This window comes from Aeromonas popoffii, from assembly GCF_000820025.1.
GTDB lineage: Bacteria > Pseudomonadota > Gammaproteobacteria > Enterobacterales > Aeromonadaceae > Aeromonas > Aeromonas popoffii.
The window spans coordinates 41,853-64,222 of sequence record NZ_CDBI01000070.1 but is presented as its reverse complement, the minus strand read 5'-3'; the positions used below and the strand labels follow the sequence as shown (position 1 = coordinate 64,222).

General features: G+C 60.2%; 18 protein-coding genes. 5 read left to right on the top strand and 13 right to left on the bottom strand.

Annotated elements, in window-relative coordinates:
- Positions 1–39: 39 nt before the first annotated feature.
- From gshB to metK, 5 genes are all read right to left on the bottom strand, one after another.
- On the bottom strand, positions 40–993 hold the full coding sequence (gene gshB / locus BN1129_RS14880; protein WP_042037502.1) for a glutathione synthase: 954 nt from the start codon (positions 991–993) through the stop codon (positions 40–42).
- 120 nt (positions 994–1,113) lie between these two features.
- A complete protein-coding gene (rsmE, locus tag BN1129_RS14875) occupies positions 1,114–1,845 on the bottom strand; it encodes a 16S rRNA (uracil(1498)-N(3))-methyltransferase (RefSeq protein WP_042037501.1) in 732 nt (243 codons plus the stop codon).
- A gap of 127 nt (positions 1,846–1,972) precedes the next feature.
- Positions 1,973–2,656 carry an endonuclease gene (locus BN1129_RS14870; RefSeq protein WP_042037500.1) on the bottom strand — a complete coding sequence of 228 codons (684 nt, stop codon included), beginning with the start codon at positions 2,654–2,656 and terminating at the stop codon, positions 1,973–1,975.
- A 72-nt stretch (positions 2,657–2,728) separates the two neighbouring features.
- A complete protein-coding gene (locus BN1129_RS14865; RefSeq protein WP_042037499.1) occupies positions 2,729–3,262 on the bottom strand; it encodes a SprT family zinc-dependent metalloprotease in 534 nt (177 codons plus the stop codon).
- A 69-nt stretch (positions 3,263–3,331) separates the two neighbouring features.
- On the bottom strand, positions 3,332–4,483 hold the full coding sequence (gene metK / locus BN1129_RS14860) for a methionine adenosyltransferase (RefSeq protein ID WP_042037498.1): 1,152 nt from the start codon (positions 4,481–4,483) through the stop codon (positions 3,332–3,334).
- Positions 4,484–4,825: 342 nt separating this feature from the next.
- Between metK and tkt the strand changes: the two genes are divergently transcribed.
- Positions 4,826–6,817, top strand: a complete 1,992-nt coding sequence (gene tkt, locus BN1129_RS14855) for a transketolase (RefSeq protein WP_042037497.1) — start codon at positions 4,826–4,828, stop codon at positions 6,815–6,817.
- Between the two features lie 395 nt (positions 6,818–7,212).
- Entirely contained in the window at positions 7,213–7,611 is a 399-nt protein-coding gene (locus BN1129_RS14850) for a hypothetical protein (protein WP_084204666.1), read from the top strand.
- Positions 7,612–7,794: 183 nt separating this feature from the next.
- On the opposite strand, the gene BN1129_RS14845 is transcribed toward BN1129_RS14850, so the two are convergent.
- The 3 genes from BN1129_RS14845 to BN1129_RS14835 form a co-directional block, all read right to left on the bottom strand.
- Positions 7,795–9,057 (bottom strand): RidA family protein, encoded by a 1,263-nt coding sequence (locus BN1129_RS14845; protein ID WP_042037496.1) that lies wholly within the window; start codon positions 9,055–9,057, stop codon positions 7,795–7,797.
- 767 nt (positions 9,058–9,824) lie between these two features.
- Positions 9,825–10,943, bottom strand: coding sequence for an anhydro-N-acetylmuramic acid kinase (locus tag BN1129_RS14840; RefSeq protein WP_042037495.1), 1,119 nt, complete (start codon positions 10,941–10,943; stop codon positions 9,825–9,827).
- Between the two features lie 21 nt (positions 10,944–10,964).
- Positions 10,965–12,287, bottom strand: coding sequence for a peptidoglycan DD-metalloendopeptidase family protein (locus BN1129_RS14835; protein WP_042037494.1), 1,323 nt, complete (start codon positions 12,285–12,287; stop codon positions 10,965–10,967).
- A 110-nt stretch (positions 12,288–12,397) separates the two neighbouring features.
- On the opposite strand from BN1129_RS14835, the gene tyrS reads away from it, so the two are divergent.
- Entirely contained in the window at positions 12,398–13,597 is a 1,200-nt protein-coding gene (gene tyrS / locus BN1129_RS14830; RefSeq protein ID WP_042037493.1) for a tyrosine--tRNA ligase, read from the top strand.
- 314 nt (positions 13,598–13,911) lie between these two features.
- Here the strand turns inward: tyrS and BN1129_RS14825 are convergent, their stop codons facing one another.
- A complete protein-coding gene (locus BN1129_RS14825) occupies positions 13,912–15,168 on the bottom strand; it encodes an adenylosuccinate synthetase (RefSeq protein WP_042037492.1) in 1,257 nt (418 codons plus the stop codon).
- Between the two features lie 183 nt (positions 15,169–15,351).
- Here BN1129_RS14825 and BN1129_RS14820 point away from each other — a divergent pair, with 183 nt between their 5' ends.
- Complete coding sequence (locus BN1129_RS14820) at positions 15,352–16,272, top strand: LysR family transcriptional regulator (protein WP_042037490.1); 921 nt, start codon at positions 15,352–15,354, stop codon at positions 16,270–16,272.
- 195 nt (positions 16,273–16,467) lie between these two features.
- Here BN1129_RS14820 and BN1129_RS14815 read toward each other — a convergent pair whose 3' ends face one another.
- Together BN1129_RS14815 and BN1129_RS14810 are read right to left on the bottom strand one after the other, a co-directional pair.
- The gene (locus BN1129_RS14815) at positions 16,468–17,841 is read right to left on the bottom strand and encodes a TAXI family TRAP transporter solute-binding subunit (protein WP_244463065.1); all 1,374 of its coding nucleotides are present in this window, start codon (positions 17,839–17,841) and stop codon (positions 16,468–16,470) included.
- Between the two features lie 183 nt (positions 17,842–18,024).
- Positions 18,025–19,164 carry a MalY/PatB family protein gene (locus BN1129_RS14810; protein WP_042037489.1) on the bottom strand — a complete coding sequence of 380 codons (1,140 nt, stop codon included), beginning with the start codon at positions 19,162–19,164 and terminating at the stop codon, positions 18,025–18,027.
- A 161-nt stretch (positions 19,165–19,325) separates the two neighbouring features.
- Between BN1129_RS14810 and BN1129_RS14805 the strand changes: the two genes are divergently transcribed.
- Positions 19,326–20,498 (top strand): MFS transporter, encoded by a 1,173-nt coding sequence (locus BN1129_RS14805; protein ID WP_042037488.1) that lies wholly within the window; start codon positions 19,326–19,328, stop codon positions 20,496–20,498.
- Positions 20,499–20,553: 55 nt separating this feature from the next.
- Here BN1129_RS14805 and BN1129_RS14800 read toward each other — a convergent pair whose 3' ends face one another.
- Both BN1129_RS14800 and BN1129_RS14795 read right to left on the bottom strand, forming a co-directional pair.
- Positions 20,554–21,438: a LysR family transcriptional regulator gene (locus BN1129_RS14800; protein ID WP_042037487.1), complete on the bottom strand. Its 885-nt coding sequence runs from the start codon at positions 21,436–21,438 to the stop codon at positions 20,554–20,556.
- Positions 21,439–21,547: 109 nt separating this feature from the next.
- Positions 21,548–22,303 (bottom strand): YciK family oxidoreductase, encoded by a 756-nt coding sequence (locus BN1129_RS14795; RefSeq protein ID WP_042037486.1) that lies wholly within the window; start codon positions 22,301–22,303, stop codon positions 21,548–21,550.
- Between the last annotated feature and the right edge of the window lie 67 nt (positions 22,304–22,370).

The window sequence follows — 22,370 nt, the reverse complement described above, 5'->3', positions numbered from 1 at the left end:
CCGCCTCTGTTGTTATTTTGCCGTTTAGCTTCGGGTTATTCAGGCGTTCGCCAGCCGACGCTCGATGGCATCCATCAGCATGCCGGTGATGGAGACGTCAAAGGCGGCCTCGATCTCGCGGATGCAGGTCGGGCTGGTGACGTTAATCTCGGTCAACCGATCGCCGATGATGTCGAGCCCGACGAAGATGAGGCCCTTCGCTTTCAGGGTCGGGCCTACCGCGCGGGCGATGGCCCAGTCGGCTTCGCTCAAGGGGCGTGCCTCACCACGGCCACCGGCCGCCAGGTTGCCACGGGTCTCCCCCTGCGCCGGAATGCGGGCCAGGCAGTAGGGAACCGGTTCGCCGTCCACCACCAGCACCCGCTTGTCGCCATCCTTGATGGCGGGCAGATAGGTCTGGGCCATGCAGTACTGGCTGCCATGTTCTGTCAGCGTCTCGATGATAACGCCGACGTTGGCGTCATCCTCCTTCATGCGGAAGATGGAGGCGCCACCCATGCCGTCCAGCGGTTTCAGGATCACATCCTTATGCTGGGCGTGGAAGGCGCGCAGCTTGTCGGCGCGGCGGGTCACCAGCGTGGTCGGAGTGTGCTCGGCAAACCAGGCAGTGTAGAGCTTCTCGTTGGCATCGCGCAGGCTCTGTGGCTTGTTGACGATGAGGCAGCCCTCATCCTCGGCCCGCTCCAGCATGTAGGTGGCGTAGATAAATTCGGTGTCAAACGGTGGATCCTTGCGCATCAGGATCACATCGAGGTTGGAGAGGGGCTGATCCACCACCTCGCCCAGGCTGTACCAGTCGGCATAGTCATATTTGACGGTGAGCGGGCGCATGGTGCCAAAGGCGCGACCGGCTTCCATGTAGAGATCCGACATCTCCAGATAGAAGAGCTCATAGCCGCGCTTTTGCGCCTCTTCGAGCATGGCGAAGCTGGAATCTTTCTTGATGTTGATGGCCGAAATCGGGTCCATCACTATGCCGAGTTTAATGGTCATCCGAATATCCTTCTTAATGGCTCGATTGGGTTGTAGGGGCGATTAGCGCAGCGTAATCGGCCGTTTGAGGCTGCCATCATTCGATGCCGCCATGCAGCTTATCGACACTGCCCTATGGTATTAAGCCAGATCGCCAAAGCGGCACTGCAGCGCTGTGATGGCGGTCAGAGCGGCGGTTTCGGTGCGTAGCACCCGCGGCCCCAGCAGCATCTCCTTGAAACCTTCCTGCACGGTACGGGCGATCTCATCGCTCGACAAGCCCCCTTCCGGGCCAATCAGCAGGCGCACCCCGTGCGTCGGCACTGGCAGTGTGCTGATGCTGTACTCGGCGCGCGGGTGCAGGTTGAGTTTGAGCTCTTGAGTCTCTTCTGCCAGCCAGGCGTCCAGCTCCATCGGCATGCGAACTTCGGGCACCAGGTTGCGACCGCACTGCTCGCAGGCGCTGATCACCACTTTCTGCCACTGCTCACGCTTCTTCTCCAGCCTGTCCGCCGGCAGCTTGACGCCGCAGCGCTCGGAGAAGAGCGGCGTGATGCAGGTGACGCCCAGCTCGACCGATTTCTGGATGGTGAAGTCCATCTTGTCGCCCCGGCTGATCACCTGGCCCAGATGGATGGCGAAAGGGGATTCCACCGATTGGGCGTCGCAGCGGTCGATGGTCACCTCCACTGACTTCTTGCCGACCAGGGCTATGGTGGCGGCATATTGATTGCCGTCGCCATTAAACAGCTCCAGCTGCTGTCCCGGCTGCATGCGCAGTACCCGGCCGATATGGTTGGCGCCATCTTCTGACAGGGCGAGGGTCTGGCCAACCTGCAGGGTGGCCGCTTCATAGATACGTGGAATGCGCATGGCTGATTGTCAGTCTCTTGCTTGGAAACGCTTCAATATCTTGGCGTGAGGCCCTGTTCAAGGTCCACTCGGCTATTGAAGCGCCTCATGATGGGAGGGGGCGCTCCCCCTCCTTCGTCAAATGGGGTTATTGGCACTGCTTTTCAATGAAGGGATTGGTATTGCCCTGCAACTTGCCGATGCGGCGATTGCGTTCGCACTCCCAGCCATCGGCCGGGTACTGTCTGTCCCAAGCGTCGAACAGTTTACGCTGTTGCGCCGCGAGACGCAGCCCATACTGCTGGCTCATATAGAGGTAGGCACGGGCGATCTGGCCCCGAACCGGCCCTTTGGGCGGCTGCACCCGACGATCCTTGAAATCCACCAGCATCTGGCACTGGCCGTACTGATCCGGGGTGCCGTTCCAGTCGGAGAAGCGGTAGTTGGCGCGATCACCGTTCACCTCGCCGATGGCGGGGAAGAGGTTGTGCATGTCCCCTTCCATCTGGTTGAACTCGTCGCTTTTGCCACAGTTCTTGCGGCCACCCTGTTGCCAGCACTGCAGCTGGTGGCCGAACTCCCAGGCCGGCACCACGTGTTCCCACTCGATGCGGCTGGCACGCTTGGCTTGCTTGCGCGGTTCATAGCCGCAGCTGGCCAGATCCGGGCTCATTTTCTTGCCCTGATACTCAATCTTGCAGCCGCAGTAGAAGGTGACGGGGTGATCCTGATAGAGGCGGTTCAGATCCAGCTTGGCGGCGCGAAAGGTCTGGGCATGGAGGGGCAAACTGACCAGCAGGGCCAGGGCGAACGAAAACAGGGAACGAAACATGAAGATCCTTGGTAATGAAGTGGTCGGATGAAGAGAGGGGCACCCTAGCACAGGGTTGCGACACAGGCTGGCTTACTCCGCAGGCACAGACTCCTGCTGTTCCCGCTCCAGCGGCTGCTTGCAGCGGCGACAGTGATAGCGGGCTTCACCGCGCACCACCTTGTTGTGGCGGCGCACCGAGAGCTGATGCTGTTGGCAGTGACAACGATAGGGCATGGTCGGCTGCGCCAGTACCGCCAGATCGAAGCTGTGGGTGGTTCTGGGTTCAAGGCCGAACACTTCCCGCATCATCGACTGCCACTGGGTGCCGTGAGGCAGCACCCGTGCCTTGCCGCGCCCTTCACCCCACAGGGCATAGACCAGCAAATGGGCCACCTCGTGGGGCACCACCTCGGCCAGAAATGCCTGCTGGTTGGCCTGATAGAGGGCCGGGTTGAAGCGCAGCTCCCAGGTTTGCAGCCGTGCAGAGCCTGCCGCACGGCCCCGCATGTTGCAGTAGATCCGCGGGCGGGCAAAGGTGCGACCGAGGCGCGCCTCGGCCTGCACGAAACAGGCTTCTACGCGTTGTTGCAGTAGGGATGCAAGCTGGGCAGGGGTGGCAGACATCAATATCTCGTCAGGTAGCGGAAAAGCAAAAGGGGAGCCAGGCTCCCCTTTTATCACAACTGGCGACTGTTACAAGCCAGCAGCGGAGCGCAGCAGCTCGGCCTTGTCGGTCTGCTCCCACGGGAACTCTTCGCGACCGAAGTGACCGTAGGCGGCGGTAGCCTGGTAGATGGGGCGCTTCAGATCCAGCATCTCGATCAGGCCATACGGACGCAGTTCGAAGTGCTCGCGCACCAGCTTGACCAGCAGATCCTCGGCGACCTTGGCAGTACCGAAGGTTTCGACACTGATGGAGGTCGGCTCGGCCACGCCGATGGCGTAGGAGATCTGGATTTCACAACGATCGGCCAGACCGGCAGCGACAATGTTCTTGGCCACGTAGCGGGCGGCGTAGGCAGCGGAGCGGTCAACCTTGGACGGATCCTTGCCTGAGAAAGCACCACCACCGTGACGGGCCATGCCGCCGTAGGTGTCAACGATGATCTTGCGACCGGTCAGACCGCAATCCCCCATTGGGCCGCCGATAACGAAACGGCCGGTCGGGTTGATGAAGTATTTGGTGTCCTTGGTGACCCACTCTGCCGGCAGCACCGGCTTGATGATCTCTTCGCGTACCGCTTCCACCAGATCTTTGTGGCTGATGGATTCGCTGTGCTGGGTAGAGAGCACAACGGCATCGACACCCAGGATCTTGCCTGCGTCATCGTAGGCGAAGGTCAGCTGGCTCTTGGCATCCGGACGCAGCCACGGCAGGGTGCCGTTCTTGCGCACTTCAGCCTGACGCTTCACCAGCAGGTGAGAGTAGGTGATGGGGGCGGGCATCAGCACGTCGGTTTCGTTGGTGGCGTAGCCGAACATCAGGCCCTGGTCACCGGCGCCCTGCTCCAGCGGATCGCGGCGGTCAACACCCTGATTGATGTCCGGGGACTGCTTGCCGATGGCGTTCAGCACGGCGCAAGAGTCAGCGTCGAAACCCATGTCGGAGTGGGTGTAGCCGATTTCACGTACGGTATCACGCACTATCTCTTCGATATCAACCCAGGCAGAGGTGGTTACTTCACCGGCCACCATGACCATACCGGTCTTGACCAGGGTCTCGCAGGCTACACGGGCCTTGGTATCTTGCTTGAGGATGGCATCCAGTACCGCATCGGAGATCTGGTCCGCAATCTTGTCGGGATGGCCTTCGGAGACCGACTCGGAAGTAAACAGCTTTGCCATGATGGGATTCTCAGCTTGTCTGGGGTTATCGCCACAGCAATAACCGGGTGATGATAGGATGATTGTAGAGGTATCTACATCTGGACGTCCATTTTAGTTAGCGCCCTTCTCGATTGCCAGCACTATTTTGGTTTTGCCGCGCGCTGGCCGAACAAGATACATGCTTTACCCCATTTGGGGGGCGAGCCGTTTACAACTCAATCGTTTGCCCCGGTCAGAAAAGCGATTGAGCTCCCAAAGCCACTTTATTCGCCCAGATAATATTTGCACCGCACGCCCCCTGCTGGGACAATAACGCGCCTTAATCTTGGCCATCAAATGAAGCAATCGCAGGAGATACAGATGCCTTCTCGTAAAGAGCTTGCCAATGCCATTCGCGCATTGAGTATGGATGCCGTTCAAAAAGCCAACTCCGGTCACCCGGGCGCCCCCATGGGAATGGCAGATATCGCCGAAGTGCTGTGGCGTAGCCACCTCAGACATAACCCGAACAACCCCAAGTGGGCCGACCGCGACCGTTTCATTCTCTCCAACGGCCACGGCTCCATGCTGCTGTACTCCCTGCTGCACCTCTCCGGTTATGACCTCTCCATTGACGACCTGAAAAACTTCCGCCAACTGCACTCTCGCACCCCGGGTCACCCCGAGTACGGCTATGCACCGGGCGTGGAAACCACCACAGGTCCGTTGGGTCAGGGCATCACCAATGCCGTGGGCATGGCGATCGCCGAGAAGGCCATGGCCGAGCAGTTCAACCAGCCGGGTCACGACATCGTTGACCACTACACCTACGCCTTTATGGGCGACGGCTGCCTGATGGAAGGCATCTCCCACGAAGCGTGCTCCCTGGCAGGTACCCTGCAACTGGGCAAACTGATTGCGTTCTGGGATGACAACGGTATCTCCATCGACGGTCACGTTGAAGGCTGGTTCACCGACGACACCCCCAAGCGTTTTGAAGCCTACGGCTGGCACGTGATCCCGGCGGTTGACGGTCACAGCCCGGAAGCCATCAATGCCGCCATCGAAGCCGCCAAGGCCGAGACCGGCAAGCCGACCCTGATCTGCTGCCGCACCATCATCGGCTACGGTTCCCCGAACAAGTCCGGTTCTCACGACTGCCACGGCTCACCGCTGGGCAACGACGAGATCGCCGCAGCTCGCGCTTTCCTGAAGTGGGATCACGCACCGTTTGTTATCCCGGCCGACATCGCTGCCGAGTGGAACGGTCAGGAGAAGGGCACTGCGCTGGAAGCCGACTGGGCTGCCAAGTTCGCCGCCTATGAAGCCGCTCACCCGACCCTGGCTGCCGAATTCAAGCGCCGTACCGCAGGCGAACTGCCGGCCAACTGGGCTACCGAATCCGCCAAGATCATCGAAACCCTGCAAGCCAACCCGGCCAAGATCGCGACCCGTAAAGCGTCCCAGAACTCTCTGGAAGCGTTCGGCAAGCTGCTGCCGGAGTTCATGGGCGGTTCTGCGGATCTCGCACCGTCCAACCTGACCATGTGGTCCGGTTCCAAGTCCCTGACCAACGACGATGCCTCCGGCAACTACATCCACTACGGTGTACGCGAGTTCGGCATGTCCGCCATCATGAACGGTATCGCCCTGCACGGTGGTTTCATCCCTTACGGCGCCACCTTCCTGATGTTCATGGAGTACGCTCGTAACGCCCTGCGCATGGCCGCGCTGATGAAGCAGCGTGCCATCTTCGTTTACACCCACGACTCTATCGGTCTGGGTGAAGATGGCCCGACTCACCAGCCGGTTGAGCAGATCGCGTCCCTGCGTCTGACCCCGAACATGAGCACCTGGCGCCCGTGTGACCAGGTTGAATCCGCCATCGCCTGGAAGCACGCCATCGAGCGTACCGACGGCCCGACTGCGTTGATCTTCTCTCGTCAGAACCTGGCCCAGATGGACCGCAGCGCCCAGCAGCTGGCCGACACCGCCAAGGGTGGCTACGTGCTGAAGGATTGCGCTGGCAAGCCGGAACTCATCCTGATCGCCACCGGTTCTGAAGTGGAGCTGGCCGTTGCCGCCTATGAGCAGCTGACGGCCAAGGGCCGCGCCGTGCGCGTGGTCTCCCTGCCGTCTACCGACGTGTTCGATGCCCAGTCTGCCGAATACAAAGAGTCTGTGCTGCCGTCTTCTGTCACCAAGCGTGTGGCCATCGAAGCGGGCATCGCTGACTACTGGTACAAGTACGTCGGTTTCGGCGGCAAGATCATCGGTATGACTACCTTCGGTGAGTCTGCACCGGCCGAGCTGCTGTTCAAGGAATTTGGCTTTACCGTGGAAAACGTGGTTGCGACCGCAGAGTCCCTGTAATAGCCCTTGTAGTTCCTGAACCTTGGGTCAGCGTGGCCCAATAGCCGGAACGATAAAACGCCCTCCGTTGCAAGATGGGGGGCGTTTTTTATGGCCTTTGATGCTGCCAGAGTGATGTGTTTATCGACCTCGCTTTTTCTTTTTCATTTGCTGTTATTCGTGGCGCCATATGATACCCTCCTTGCTGCTGCCACTCCCAGCTCTCGATTGACGGCCTGCTGTTTCAGCGGGTCGTCATGGTATAAACCAAGCCAGCAATCACATTCTTGCCGCATCGTCTCTGGGTGATGGCATCAGCTCACAAGGATATTCGGAGGGAGCAGGATCCGTTCCCGGGTGAATGATCTTTAATTATAAAAATGTCATTTGATGTGTAATCAAGATGGAGTTTTCCTATGTCTTGTTCTATTTCTATCGATCCATCAGCAAAAAAACTGCGGGTCAACAAAGACAGTTATGACTTTGATAAAATATCTGATGTGCAAGTCAGGACGCTCTCGTGGAAAGATAAACTGCTCAATATGTTCATCATCGGTTTCATTGCCTCAAGCGTATTGTTTATCATTGTCCCGACGGATGAACATGGTCAGGTAATAACGTCAGTTCTCCCTGTGGTTGCATTTTTGATCGGTGCATGTATTGCTTTGTTTGTCAGTAGTAAATATGAATTTAGATTGGAGTTTAGATATTCAGATGAAGTCGGTGTACAGTGGTTCACCGCAGCCAAGGGACGCACAGTTGTTGATTATCAGATGTTCAAGACACGGGAAGTAGAACTTAAGCACTACCTTTAGCGAACACTGATGGCTCGTAGGTTAGCTTGGCGAAGCGTCATTGGACGTTCGCAAAACTAAATGGATGCATTGCCAGGTTGGATAGTGTATTCACTAATATGATGATATTAAAAGCATGCCCCTGAAAATTATATAAAAAGACACCGGCTTAAGCCGGTGTCTTTTTATCATACACAGTAAACCTTATGCTTGCGGCGGGGTACTTTCCGCATTGGAGAGCACGGCATCAATTTGCACCAGCGCACCGGCGGGCAGTTCGCCCACCCCAAATACAGTGCGGGCGGGCAGGTAGCCCGGGAAGTATTGGGTGTAGACGGCGTTGACCGCATCCAGATCCGCGATGTTGCCGAGCTGGATATTCACTTTGACGATATCGTCCATCACATGGCCGATGCTCTCGACGATGGCCTTGATATTGCTCAGGCACTGGGCGGTCTGCTCTTTGATGCAGCCAGCCAGGATCTTGCCGGTGGCGGGGTCAATCGGCAGTTGTGCAGACAGATGGTTGTAGTGGGAGAAGGCGACGGTCTGGCAATGGAGCGGGCTCTGCGGTGCCTTGTCGGTATTGCGGGCAGAGATCACTAGCTTGTGACGGTCTTCCACCCGTTGCGGCGGAGTGCCGTCACCGTGGGAGATGACCGCATCCATCTGCACCCGCGCCCCCATTGGCAGGGCGGCTGCACTGACCACCGAGCGGGCGGGCAGATAGGCAACGGCGCGGGCAATGGCGGAGTCGGGGAAGAAGGTGGTGTAGACCTCGTTGACGGCCTCCAGATCGGCGAGGCTGGTCAGGTAGATATTCACTTTGACGATATCGTCAAACGGCACGTCTATGCTCTCCAGCACCGCCTTGATATTGCGTAGGCACTGACCCGCCTGCTCCTTGATGCCACCGGCGACCAGCTGGCCCGAGGCGGCATCGACCGGCAGTTGTGCGCCGATATTGTTGTAGTGGGAGAAGGCCACAGTATGGGTTGAGAGCGGATTGTGCGGTGCTTTGTCGCTATTGCGGGCCAGTTTGACCAGCGGGCAAGGATCTTGCGGGAAGGTGCCTTCGCCGTTGGAGATGATGGCATCGATCTGCACCAGCGCACCCAGCGGCAAGGCGGCGACGGCGAGGGTGGTGCGGGTCGGCAGATAACCCGGGAAGAATTCGCGATAGACGGCGTTGACCGCCTCCAGATCCGCCATCTCTTTCAGGAAGATGGTGGTTTTGACCATATCGTTCATCACGTGGCCAATGCTCTCTATGATGGCCTTGAGGTTATTCAGGCACTGTCTGGCCTGTACCTTGACATCGCCACTTACCATTTTGCCCGTCTTGGGAGCGACCGGTAACTGGGCGGAAATATTGTTGTAATGAGAGAATGCCACCGTCTGGGTGTAGGGCCCCAGCGCCTGCGGAGCATTGGTGGTATTTCTTGCCGACTTGATGATGCCACTCATAGATATGCCTCTTTTTAATATTTTTTGTTAATTCAGATACAGGTTTACCCCATCTTGTTGTGCGCCATGGCTACTGCACCAGCGGCGGCATCCCCGGTTATTATTTGTGATCCACCCAATAGCTGAATGGGATAAGAGAGGGCGGGACAGGGTAGATATGTCAGACATGGCGATTCTATGAGTGGCTATCAGGGGATGCAAACCGGGATTTCGTTTCTATGAGATAGGTCAACGCTCGAAAATATAGCTGTTTTGCTATTCAATTCAGGGTGAATACCATTCCGAGGTGGTTCAAACAGGGTTGGCATCGCGGGCGAGCCCGTGTGGACTGGGTTTATCCCTCTGTGGGGATGGGGCAGCGCTGTGAATGATGCGTTAAAAATATGCGTCATCTTGCGGATAACCGTTTTTATTTTGCATGGATATGTAATTTTAATCGTTTTGGGGATCTATCCAGTTCGCTAAAAATATGCTAACCCAAGGTCATGCAAAGACTAATAAAGATGTGGCTGGAATATAATTCAATACATTGCATAGGCGATATTTTGTTATTGCACTTGAATCGCCGCTTGTGTGCTTATTTTGATGATGTTGGCCGCCCAAAATAGCGAGATAAATATGCCATAAGTGGGCAGTCGTCCTGTGAGCGGTTGTGATGGTGGAGCAAGATGGTGGCTTGCCCGCCTGCGTGACGCGGGTCAGTGGTAGGCAGGCGCACAAGGGGGCGGGTCTGGATCAGCGCTCGGGATGGGGGCACCCGGTGTCAGTTATCCGGCGAGGTAGAGGGCACCCAGCACGGCCGGGCGACTGGCGCCGGTGACCGCGGGCAGGTTGCCCGGCTTGCGATGGATAAAGCGCTGTGCCAGCCAGGCAAACGCCGCCCCCTCTGCCCAGTCGGGGGCTATCCCCAGATCAAAGGTACTGGCGATGTGCCAGCAGGGCAGCAGGCTGGCGAGTTCCGCCAGCAGCGGGGTGTTATGGGCGCCGCCGCCGCAGACAAACAGCTCGGCTTTGGGTTGGCTGGTACCGACTGCCTCGGGCTGGGCGGGCAGCTGACGGGCGATGCTGTGGCAGGTGAGTGCCTGCAGGGTGCGCTGCACATCCACGGGGGCGTATGCAGTGCCTGCCAGCTCGCCATCGAGCCAATCGAGGGTGAACATCTCCCGCCCGGTGCTCTTGGGGGCGGCGGCGGCGAAGTAGGGGTGAGCCAGCAGCTTTCCAAGCAGGTCAGGAATAAGCTGGCCGCTGGCGGCCCATTTACCACCGGCGTCGTAGTTGCCGCCGTCTGGCTGATGACGGCGATACCAGCCATCGAGCAGGGTGTTGGCAGGGCCGGTATCAAAGCCATACACCCCACCGGGATTGCCCGGCAGCACCGAGATATTGGCGATGCCGCCGAGGTTCAGCACCACCCGCAGGGCGCCGGGTTTGGCAAACAGTGCCTGATGGAAAGCGGGCACCAGCGGCGCCCCCTGACCGCCGAGGGCCATGTCCATGGTGCGAAAATCGGCAATAACGTCGATGCCGGTCAGCGCGGCCAACAGGGCGGCATTGCCGATCTGCAGGGTAAAGCCGAGCTGAGGGCGGTGGCGTATGGTCTGGCCATGGCTGCCGATGGCGCGAATATCTTCAGGGGTCAGCCCCGCCTTGGCGAGCAGGGCGTGGGTGGCGGCAGCAAACTCGCGGGCCACCAGATTGTCGGCCACGCCCATCCTGTCTATTTCGTTCTCGCCCGGAGTGCTGAGGGCGTGCAGCTCACGGGCCGTGGGCCAGGGGTGGCAGAGTGCCGCTTCGACCCGCAGTTCATCGCCGTCGATCATCACCAGCACGGCATCGATCCCATCCATACTGGTGCCTGACATCAGTCCGATATAGCGCTCTTTCATTCCCCACTCCTTGGCGGCCACTTAGCCACCACGATTGTCCCGTTTGTTCTGAGCCAGCTGCAGCTCAGGCTTGTCAAGTTGGTCGAGTTTGGCCAGTTGCGGCATCGCCAGCTTCCTGAAATTGGCCAGCTCCCGTCCGGTCAGGGTTTCAGCCTGTGGCAGGGTGAGGGTGCGCGGGTTCTTGTGAATGCCGCCCACCACGAACTCATAGTGCAGGTGCGGGCCTGTCACCCGGCCTGTGCCCCCCAGGGTGCCAATGGTCTGTCCCTGTTTCACTCGCTGCCCTTTATCGACGGTGCGTTTGGACAGATGCAGGTATTTGGTCACGAAGTTGCCGGCGTGCTTGATGAAGACGTAGTTGCCGTTGAACTGGTTGTGGCCGGCGGCCACCACTTGGCCGGAGCCCGCCGCCATGATGGGGGTGCCTACAGGAGCCACATAGTCGATGCCGTTGTGGGGGCGGATCTTGCCGGTGACCGGGTGGAGGCGGCGCGGGTTGAAGTTGGAGCTGATGTATTTGAAGTTGACCGGGGCGCGCAGGAAGCTTTTGCGCATCGCCTTGCCTTCCGGCGTGTAGTAGTTGCCATCTTCATTGAGCACGGCGCGGTAAGCGGTGCCCTGGTTGACGAATTCGGCGGCCAGGATATCGCCGGAGGCGACCCGCTCGTCATCCTGATACTTCTCCTGATAGACCACCCGAAAGCTGTCCCCGGGTTGCAGGTCCTGAGCGAAGTCGATGTCCCAGCCGAAGATGGCTGCCAGGTTCATGATCTGAACTTCTGTCATGCCCGCCTCGGCGGCGGCACCCCAGAAGCTGGAGCGGATCTCGCCTTTGGCCACCTGCTCGCGGGTATCGAGTTCCAGCTTGACCGGTTTGGCGACGAAGCGATCCGCCTTGCGGTTCACTTTCAGCGCCTGCTCCAGGCTGTGGGGGTAATAGAGGCTGTGCAGCATGCCATGTTTGGTGAGCTTGAAGGTGAGCTCCTGGCCGGGTTTGAGCCGGCGCAGGGGATCCGTGCCATCGAGCTGATCGATGAGGTGCAGATCCGTGGTGCTGAGGCCAAGGCGCTGGAAGATGACTCCCATGTTGTCGCCCCGGTGCACCTTCACCTGTTTGGTGACATAGCTGGGCTTGGGCGGGGTGACGGGCAGCTCGGTCTGGGCCAGCAGCTCGCCCTCGTCGGCTTGCGGCTCGGCGGCAAAAACGTTGCCGTTTTCATCGACCCGGGTTGCGACCGCCTGTTCGCTTGGCCAGGCAGCCAGCATCATCACCATGATGCTCAGGATCAGCACCATCTTGCGGTGCCAGTGGGGAAGTGCGTTGAAGGCGTGCCAAATAACCATGAGAAGCAGATGAAGTCGGGCAGAATGGATGGATTTTACAGCCTTTCCAATTAGCTCGCCATTCCAGTAATATGTTTGGCCCTGTGGAATCGTGATTGGAGAGTCAAAAAATGTCCCAGCTCGAGGTGGCGCTAGCCGAGATCAAGCGCGGAGCGGAAGAAATTCTGGTTGAAGAAGAACTTGTCGCCAAGTTGAAGGAAGGGCGCCCGCTGCGCATCAAGCTGGGGATGGACCCGACGGCTCCCGACATTCACCTGGGTCATACCGTGATCCTCAACAAACTGAAGACCTTCCAGGATCTGGGCCATGAGATCATCCTGTTGATCGGTGATTTCACTGCCATGGTGGGTGACCCCTCCGGCAAGAACAGCACCCGTCCGCCGCTCTCTGAAGAGGCCATCAAGCACAACGCCCTCACTTATGCCGAGCAGGCGTTCAAGATCCTCGATCCTGCCAAGACCCGTATCGAGTACAACTCCAGCTGGCTGGGCGAGCTGGGCGCGACCGGCATGATCAAGCTGGCGGCCAAGCAGACCGTGGCTCGCATGATGGAACGCGACGACTTCAAAAAGCGCTACACCGGCGGCCAATCCATCGCGATTCACGAATTCCTCTATCCGCTGCTGCAAGGCTATGACTCGGTCGCGCTGAAGGCGGACGTCGAGCTGGGCGGTACCGATCAGAAGTTCAACCTGCTGATGGGCCGCGAGCTGCAAAAAGATGCCGGCATGGCCGCACAGTGCGTGCTGATGATGCCGCTGCTGGTGGGTCTGGATGGCGTCAAGAAGATGTCCAAGTCTGCCGCCAACTACATAGGCGTGCACGATGCCCCGGGCGAGATGTTCGGCAAGATCATGTCCATCACCGACACCCTGATGTGGAACTACTACGAGCTGCTCTCCTCTCGCCCCTTGGCCGAGATTGAAGAGTTCAAGGCCGGTATCGCCGCGAACACCCTGAATCCTCGTGATGTGAAGATCTGGCTGGCTAAAGAGATCATCGCCCGTTATCACGACGAAGCGGCAGCCGAAGCGGCCCACGAAGATTTCACCCAGCGCTTCTCCAAGAACGCCATGCCGGACGAGATGCCGGAAGTCGAACTGGCGCTGGAAGGGGAAGGGCTGGCCATTGCCAACCTGCTCAAGGATGCCGATCTGGTGGCCACCACCTCAGAAGCACTGCGGATGATCAAGCAGGGCGCGGTCAAGGTTGACGGCGCAAAGCTGGAAGATGGAAAGGCACTGGTAGGTGCCGGTACCGCCGTCTATCAGGTTGGCAAGCGCAAGTTTGCCCGGGTGACCGTCAAGTAAGCCGTCATTGCCATCTCAGCCCGGCACTGCCATAAGAAAGGCCTCCCTTGCGGAGGCCTTTTTGTTGCGTTATTCCCTGCGCTAGTGGGGATCAGCCTTCCTGTTTCAGAAGGTTGCGATAGAGCATACAGAGGTGGACGCTCTCCAGCTGAAGTTGCTGGCCGCCTGCATGGCGCCTGTCGCCGGGAGTCGTTCTTGCGGATGGGGCTCGTTCCTGCCTGTCCCTCGGCGGTCAGCTTATAGTGCGGTGGCCATAAAAAAACCGGCCTCTGTGAGGCCGGTTTTGACATCTTGCTGGCAGCTGCGCAGGGAGCTTAGCGCAGTATCATCTGCTCGCGGCCCGGGCCGACGGAGACCATGGGAACCGGCACACCCAGCAGGGCTTCGATGCGCAGCACATAGTGCTGGGCAGCCTTGGGCAAGTCTTCGAACTTGCGGATGTGAGAGATGTCTTCGCTCCAGGCTTCCATGGACTCGTACACCGGCTTCAGACCGGCGGTCTGCGGCCAGATGGGGTTCTCGGTGTTGGCGCCTTCGTAGGCCACGCAGATCTTCAGATCCGGCATGCCGGAGAGGCAGTCCAGCTTGGTCAGGGCGATCTCGTTGGCGGCCTGGATCTCCAGACCCTGCTTGGTGGCAACAGCGTCGAAGTAGCCGATGTCACGGGGACGGCCGGTGGTGGCACCGAACTCGTTGGCGAACTTGCGGAACTCTTCCTGATTCTCCATGGCGGTGATCAGGGTGCCGGTACCGACAGAGGTACTGAACGCCTTGGCCACGGCAATCACGCGCTCGGGGCGCAGAGCCGGCAGGCCGCCACCGATACCGGCGTAGGCGCCGGAAACGTGGGAAGAGGTCACCCAGGGGTACTCACCGTAGATGAGGTCACGGCCGGCGCCCAGCTGGGCTTCGAACAGCAGGGTGCCGTTCTGGGCCTGGATGGCCTTGAGCGGCTCGCTGACGTTGCAGACAGCGTCGATCCAGGGGGCGGAGACTTCCAGCAGCCAATCGGCCATTTCCTGGGCGGTCTGGCTGAACTCGAAGCTCGGGTAGAGGGCTTTGAGCTGCGGCAGTTTCCAGTCGAGGAAGAACTGGATGCGCTCAACCAGCACCTCTGGCTGCTTCAGCCAGCCGACCAGGATCGCTTTTTTCATGACCCGATCACCGTAAGCCGGGGCTATGCCCTGGCGGGTGGAGCCATAGGCGCCATCACCCAGACGGACTTCTTCCAGGGTATCTTCCAGCGCATGGATCGGCAGACAGAAGGTGGCGCGATCAGAGATGGCCAGTTTCGGGGTCACGCCGGCGGCGTTCACTTCAGCCAGCTCGCGGGTCAATGGCTCGGGGCTGATGACCATGCCAGGGCCGAGGACAACCAGGCACTCCGGGTTGAATACGCCGCTCGGCAACTGGTGCAGCTTGAAGGTGCCCAGGTCGTTGACGACGGTGTGGCCGGCGTTGTTGCCGCCCTGAAAACGGATGCTGGCGGCGGATTGACCTGCCAGATAATCGACGATGCGGCCTTTGCCTTCATCACCCCAGTTAGCACCTACGACTACGATAGACGACATGACTCTTTCTCCTAAGACGTTAGGCGTCCATCCTAGGAGGCTGCGGCGGATTAGAAAAATTAATTATCTTTATAATTCCAATAAGAAAACCATATAATTGTGGCGAATTTACCGGCAAGACGTCCCGTATTGCCGCGCTGGCCCGCGTCATGGGCGCAGATGTGGAAAAACAAGAGGATCCCCATGCTGGATATTCACTGGCTGCACACCTTCGTTACCCTGGCCCGCCTGCAGCATTTCGGCCAGACCGCCACCGAATTGCACATGACCCAGCCCAACGTCAGCCTGCATCTCAAGAACCTGGAGCAGGCCACCCGGGTCAAGCTGATTGAACGCAGCCCGTTTCGGCTGACCCAGGCCGGTGAGCGACTGCTGCAAAGCGCCGAGCGGGCCATCAACGAGCTGCTGCTGTGCCAGTCCGATCTCAATGCCCTCAACCAGCTGAGCCAGGGCACGCTCGCCATCGCCGCCAGCGACATCATCTCCCGTCTGCTGCTGATCCAGCCGTTCCAGCGCTTCAAGCAGGCCTTTCCCGGCATCGATCTCACCCTGTTCAATACCACCTCGGATCAGGCTGCCGAGCTGGTCAGGGCCGGCAAGGCAGATCTTGGCTTCGTGATGGCGCAAAAGCGCAGCGAACCGCTGTTCTACACCGAGTTGCAGCAGGTGACCTGGTGCGCGCTGGGACACGGGCTGGCCCGCTGGCAGGCGCGGGCGAAGGCGGGAGAGAGCGATCCCCTTGATGAGCCGACCCTGATCCTGCTCGGCCACGATACCCGCACCCGGGCGCTGATAGACCCTTCCTTGCCCCTGCTAGGCCTGCCGACTTGCCGCATCATGGAGGTCGGCAGCGTGGATGCCCAGCTCGACTGGGCCGAGGCGGGCTTCGGGGTGGCCATAGTGCCGGACTTCTCGCTCCATCCGCGCCTCAAGCTCACCGCCCCCGTGGCCCGTCTGACCGATTTTCCCGGCACCAGCTTGGGGTACGTGGTGCGTCAGAATCAGGTGTTGTCGCGGGCTATCAAACAGCTGCTGCACTGGGTGGAGGAGGAGATATTGCAGCCCGACGCCCGTCATCAAGCGGCGCCCAAGGCAGCAGGCTGACAAGATCCGGCAGGATAGGCAGACTGTTCATGGCGGGCGCCTGACCCGGTTGGACTGGGCCGGAAGGGAGATACCGCTCGGCAGCTGTGTGGCGACCCATATCGTGTATGAGTCGCCACAGAGCAAGGCCGCAGGAGCAATGCAAAAGAAGAGGCCACCCTGACAGGTGGCCTCTTTCGTTGGTGGTGCATGAGATTACTGGACGGGCACGCTTGCCGAAGGGGTGGCAGGCAGGGGCTGGTGCACGCCGTCGCTGCCATTGGTGGCACTGGGCGCCGCCCCTTGCGTATCGGCTGGCGCCGAGCCGAGTGCGGACGAGGCGGGTTGCGTGGTCACGGCGGCCGAGGGTGGGTCCGTCGTCACGGTTTGCGTGGCCACGGCGTCCGAGGGGGCGTCCACAGTCACAGCCTGAGTGGCCAGGGCGGTCGAGACAGACTCTACCGCAGTGGGCTGGGTTGCCAATGCTTCTGAGGTTGCGGTTTGTGCTGCTGCGCCATCCCCGGTGGTCTGCGCCGCCGACTGGGCCGACTGGGCTGCCGTCGCCGCCGAGCCTGCTGACTCCTCAGGGGTCAGGGATTCGGGGATGAGTGATGGCGGCGGCAGGACAGCATCCTCCATGCCCGGGTGGTGCGGTACCTCAGCCTTTGCCTGCATGGAGTCCAGGGTGAGGGGGGTCAGCGCCGGATGCAGACGGGTGAACTGCTTGAGCCGTGCGGTCAGCACGTCGCGCACAGTGCGCACCTCTGTGTCTGGCAGGCTGTCCAGTGCAATCAGTTCGGCGGTGACGGCGAAGGTGTTGACGTCGCTGGGCTGTCCCGGGTAGAGATTGGCGCTGATGTGGCTGCGCTGATAATAGGGGAGCGTCTTGAGCAGACGATCGATCTGCTCCCCCTCGATGGGGATGATGCGTGCCTGACAGCGACCGGTCAGATCCCCTATGCGCTGATTGGGATGGCCCGCCACCATGAAGGCGGCGTCCAGGGTACCATCGCAGAGTCCTTCCAGCTGGTTGTTGATGGAGGAGGGAATGACGGGGGCGAAGCTGCTCTCCTGCCAGCCCATGGCATCGAGCAGGGCCTGGCTGGTCACGCGCTCTCCCGAACCCGGATTGCCCAGATCGACCCGTTTGCCTTCGATGTCGGTCAGAGTGCTGATGTTGCTGTTGGCACTGGCGATCAGGGTCAGCGACTCCTGATGGAGTCGAAACAGGCTGCGAAGCCGGTCGTTGGGTGGCTGGCCCACGAAGGGGCCTGTGCCCTTGGCGGCATGATGCACCACATCCGATTGCACCAGCACCAGCTGGATTTTCCCTTGGTTCAGCTCCTTCAGGTTGGTGAGGGAGCCCGAGGTGCTCTGCACGGCGCAGTGCAGTCCGTGGTTGGCGCTATCTGCGTTCAGCAGGCGGCAGATGGCCCCTCCTGCGGGATAGTAGACGCCGTTGAGCGCCCCTGTGCCTATGGTGAGATAGGATGGTGTAGTGGCGTGCAGGGGCAACACCAAGGCGGCTGCCAGCAAGGGCAGGGCGAAACGAGACAGGGTCGACAGGTGGTGCAGGGCGCTTGGCAACATAATTAACCGGATAAATGGCTGATAAAAAGGATGGGTCAAGCCCATCCCGTCTGACATCACGGCCTGCCGCTGTTCAGCACAGAGCCGGGTTTGCATGGCATGTGCCATTCAGACCCGCCCTCATCGCTTATGGCGGCGGTCGGTGCAGCTGAGATTCAGCCGCAAAAATATACCCTATTGCCATCAGATGCGAGTCTGGATCGCTTTCTCCATCCGGGCCAGCGCCTCGGTCAGCCGTGCCCGGGTGCAGCCGAAGTTGAACCGTACGAACTGGCCATCGCCGAACTGGGCGCCCGGGGAGAGCCCAACCCCTGCCTGTTCGAAGAAGGTGATGGGATCCTCGAGCCCGAGCGCACTGACGTCAATCCAGGCAAGGTAGGTGGCCTGATGGCGAGCCAGCTTGACGCCGGGCCAGCGGGCGACAGCCTGTTCGATAAGCATGAGATTGGCGGCCAGGTAGTCGAGTTGTTCGCAGAGCCAGGGTTCGCCTCCCTCATAGGCTGCCTCGGCTGCCACGAAGCCCAGCAGGTTGACGTCGGCGCTGATGCCGCGCATCGCCTGTTGCAGCTTGAGGCGCAGGCGGGCGTTGGGCACCACGGCGAAGGCACAGCAAAGGCCCGCGATATTGAAGGTCTTGCTTGGTGCCATCATCACGGCCGAGCGCTCGGCGGCTGCCGGGCTGATGGCGCCATAGGGTATGTGGTGGGCCTGCTTGTCGAGCAGCAGATCACAATGGATCTCGTCCGAGCAGACGACCAGATTGTGTCGTTCGGCGATGGCATCGATGGCCTTGAGCTCTTCGCGGGTAAACACGGTACCGCCCGGGTTGTGCGGGTTGCACAGCAGCAGCAGATCCGCCGCCGGGGCCTGACGCTCCAGCTCCTCCAGATCCAGCACCCAGCGACCGGCCTCTTCCACCATGGGGACGGTGAGCAGGGGGCGATCGTTGAACCCGGGTGCCTGCAGAAAGGGGTAGTAGACCGGTTTGGGGGTGATGATGCCGCGGCCGTGCTGGCTCCAGGCCTTGCACGCCAGGTTGAGGCCGGGTACCACACCGGGCAGGAAGATGAGCCACTCCGGCTGGATGGTCCAGCCGTAGCGGCTGGCCAGACGCGCTATGATCAGTTCGATCAGCCGGGCAGAGGGGCGCGAGTAACCGAAGATGCCGTGGGCGACCCGCTGGGTGAGGGCCTCGACGACGGCAGGCGGCGAGACAAAGTCGGTGTCGGCTACCCACATGGGCAGCACGTCTTGTCCTTTGTACTTGTCCCATTTCAGACTCATGGTGTCGCGACGATCTATTTCCCGGTCAAAATCAAACATGTGGAATCCTTATGCTGGGCAGTGGGCTTTCAATGTACGGGGTCGGGCGCGGGGTCGCAAGCCTTGAGGTGACTCTTGATCATGACATAAAATAAGCAACGCTATTTCATGCACTTGCCGAATTTTGGCCCGTTTTCTTGCCCCCAATCAGTGGTAATCCTATGAGCTTGTTGACTGCCGCGCTGAGGAGATCGGATCCCGTTTCCCTCTCTTTTTTGGCCGTGACCTTTATAACTGGGGTGGCAGTCGCGCTCCAGGTGCCAACCTTGAGCCTGTTTCTGGCCGAAGAGGTGCAGGTTCGTCCCTTGCTGGTTGGACTGTTTTACACGGTCAACGCAGTGGTCGGGATCCTCATCAGCCAGTGGCTCGGCCACCGCTCCGACAGCAAGGGTGATCGCAAGCGGCTGATCCTGCGCTGCTGCTTCGCGGGGGTGGTGCTCTCCCTGTTGTTCGCCTGGAATCGCAACTACTGGCTGCTGGTGAGCCTGGGGGTCTTGCTGGCGAGTCTGGCGGCCACCGCCAGTCCCCAGCTGTTTGCCCTGGCACGGGAATATGCCGACAGCCGCAACAAGCGGGCAGACATGTTCAGCTCTGTGTTGCGGGCCCAGTTTTCCCTGGCCTGGGTCATCGGCCCCCCCATCGCCTTTGCGCTGGCCATCGGCTATGGCTTCAAGGTGATGTATCTCGCCTCCGCCCTGGCCTACCTCATCTGTGCCTTCGTGGTGTGGCGCTGGCTGCCCTCCCTGCCGCTGCCCACACCAAACAGCGAGGTGGAGCGGCTCAGCAGCTGGCGAGACCCTTCCGTGCGGGCGCTGTTCATTGCCTCCACCCTGATGTGGACCTGCAACAGCATGTACCTCATCAACATGCCGCTCTACATCACCCGCGAGCTGGGGCTGGAGGAGAAACTGGCCGGTGTGCTGATGGGCACGGCGGCGGCCCTCGAGATCCCCTTTATGCTGCTGGCTGGCTACTACACCCAGCGCTTCGGCAAGCGTCCCATGATGCTTGTGGCCGTGCTGGCCGGGGTGGGTTTCTACGCGGGGCTGGTCACCCTGTCGAGTCAGTCTGCGCTCATCGCGTTGCAACTGCTCAACGCCATCTTCATCGGCATAGTCGCCGGGATCGGCATGTCCTACTTCCAGGATCTGATGCCGGGGCGCGCCGGGGTGGCGACCACCCTGTTTGCCAATAGCATACGTACCGGCTCCATCATGGCGGGGGCCATTGCGGGGACTGTGGCCGAGATCTGGAGTTTTCACGGGGTCTTCATGGTGGCCACGGCGCTGGCGCTGGCGGCACTGGGCGCCTGCTGGCGGGTGCCCAATGTGTGAGGCGGGTCTGTGACCGATTGGCGATGGGTGGCGCTGGCCGCCTGACGGCTTGGACTTATTTGTTGTTACCGGTCTGATATTCGTTGCGCAGGCAGCGCAGCAGCAGCTCGGTGGCCGGACCCAGCGAATCCGCTGACGGGGTCAGCAGATAGGTATAGAGATGGCGCTCGTTGCCACTGGCCAGATCCAGTGGCACCAGGACGCCGCTGATCAGCTCCTCCTGCACCAGATGGCGGGGCAGCCAGGCATAGCCGAGGCCGAGTTTTAGCATGGCTATCACTTCGTGATAGTGGGTCGCCTTCCAGCCGGTGTCATCCGCATCATTCCAGTCCACCGAGCGGTGAATGGGGGGATGCAGGCTGATCTGGTTGTGACTGGCAAGCTCGTCAGTCGAGACGGGCCCTACCAGGGCGGCGAGGGGATGCTTGGCCGAGCAGAGCGGCAGCAGGCACACCTCGTCCAGCGGCAGGCCGGTACGATCCTGGGGAAGGTGCTCGGAGAGCATGAGATCCCCCACTTGCAGGGCGTTGAAGTGGCAGTGAATGCGTTCGTGCAGATTGACGCGGCAGCCCCGGCTGCGGGGATAGAAATGGGCCAGCGCCCGATAGAGACGCTCCCGTGGTTGCAGCACGGAAACATAGAGGTTGACCTGCGGCTCCCACTGCCGCTCCAGGTTGTTGGCCAGGTTCTCCAGCTCTTCCACCTGCTGGCTGAGCTGACGCGCCCGCTTGAGGAATATCTCCCCCGCCGGGGTCAATACAGCCTTGCGCCCCCTCACTGCCAGCAGAGGCACCCCCAGACTCTGTTGCAGCTTGGCCACCGCATGATTGAGAGAGGATTGGCTCTTGTTCAGTGCTTCAGCGGCCTGGGCATAACCGCCATGGTCCACCACGGCCTGAAAGATCCGCCATTGCTCAAACGTGCTCTTGGGACGAAACATATTTCAACCTGATCAGGGATCGTATGTGGTAAGGGCCTTCAATGGGGTGCCGGCGGCACCCTATTGAATTTAACCCCATGTGGCGCAGGGTTCCGGTTATTTTGTTGATTTATTTGGGCTGGGCCACAAAGGTCTGGCCGGTTTTGCCACGGCTGTCGGCCCCCATCAGATAGAGATAGAGCGGCATGAGATCGGCCGGCGTCTTGAGCTGCTGGGGATCCTCTGCCGGGAAGGCGCTGGCACGCATCTTGGTGCGGGTACCGCCCGGGTTGAGGGTGTTGACCCGCACCGCCGTGTTTTCCAGCTCGTCGGCCAGCACTTCCATCATGCCTTCGATGGCGAACTTGGAGATGGCGTAGGTGCCCCAGTAGGCGCGGCCCTTGCGGCCCACGCTGGAGGAGGTGTAAACGATGGAGGCCTCACCGTGCGCCTTGGCGGTCTGGCGGATCAGCGGCAGCAGCGCCTGGGTCAGCAGGAACTCGGATTTGACGTTGACCTGCATCACCTCGTCCCACTCCTTCTCCTGGATGTGTTCGAAGGGGGAGAGGGTGCCAAGCAGGCCGGCGTTGAACAATACACCGTCGAGGCGGCCAAACTGCTGCTCGAAGGTCTCGGCCATGCCACGGTAGTGGGCGGCGGTGGCGCCTTTCAAGTCCACCGGCACTATGGCGGGCAGCGGATAACCGGCGGCCTCAATCTGGTCATAAACAGCTTCAAGTTTGGCGCTGGTGCGGCCGAGCAGGATCACGGTGGCGCCGTGGGCGGCATAGGTGATAGCGGCTTCGCGGCCTATGCCGTCACCGGCACCTGTGACCAGAATGACCTTGTGCTTGAGCAGATCCCGGGGGGCCTGATAATCGAGCATGACAACTCCTGTTAACACGTTCGTGGCAGATGCGCGCGGTATCGCGGTATATAGAAGAGCCAGTGTA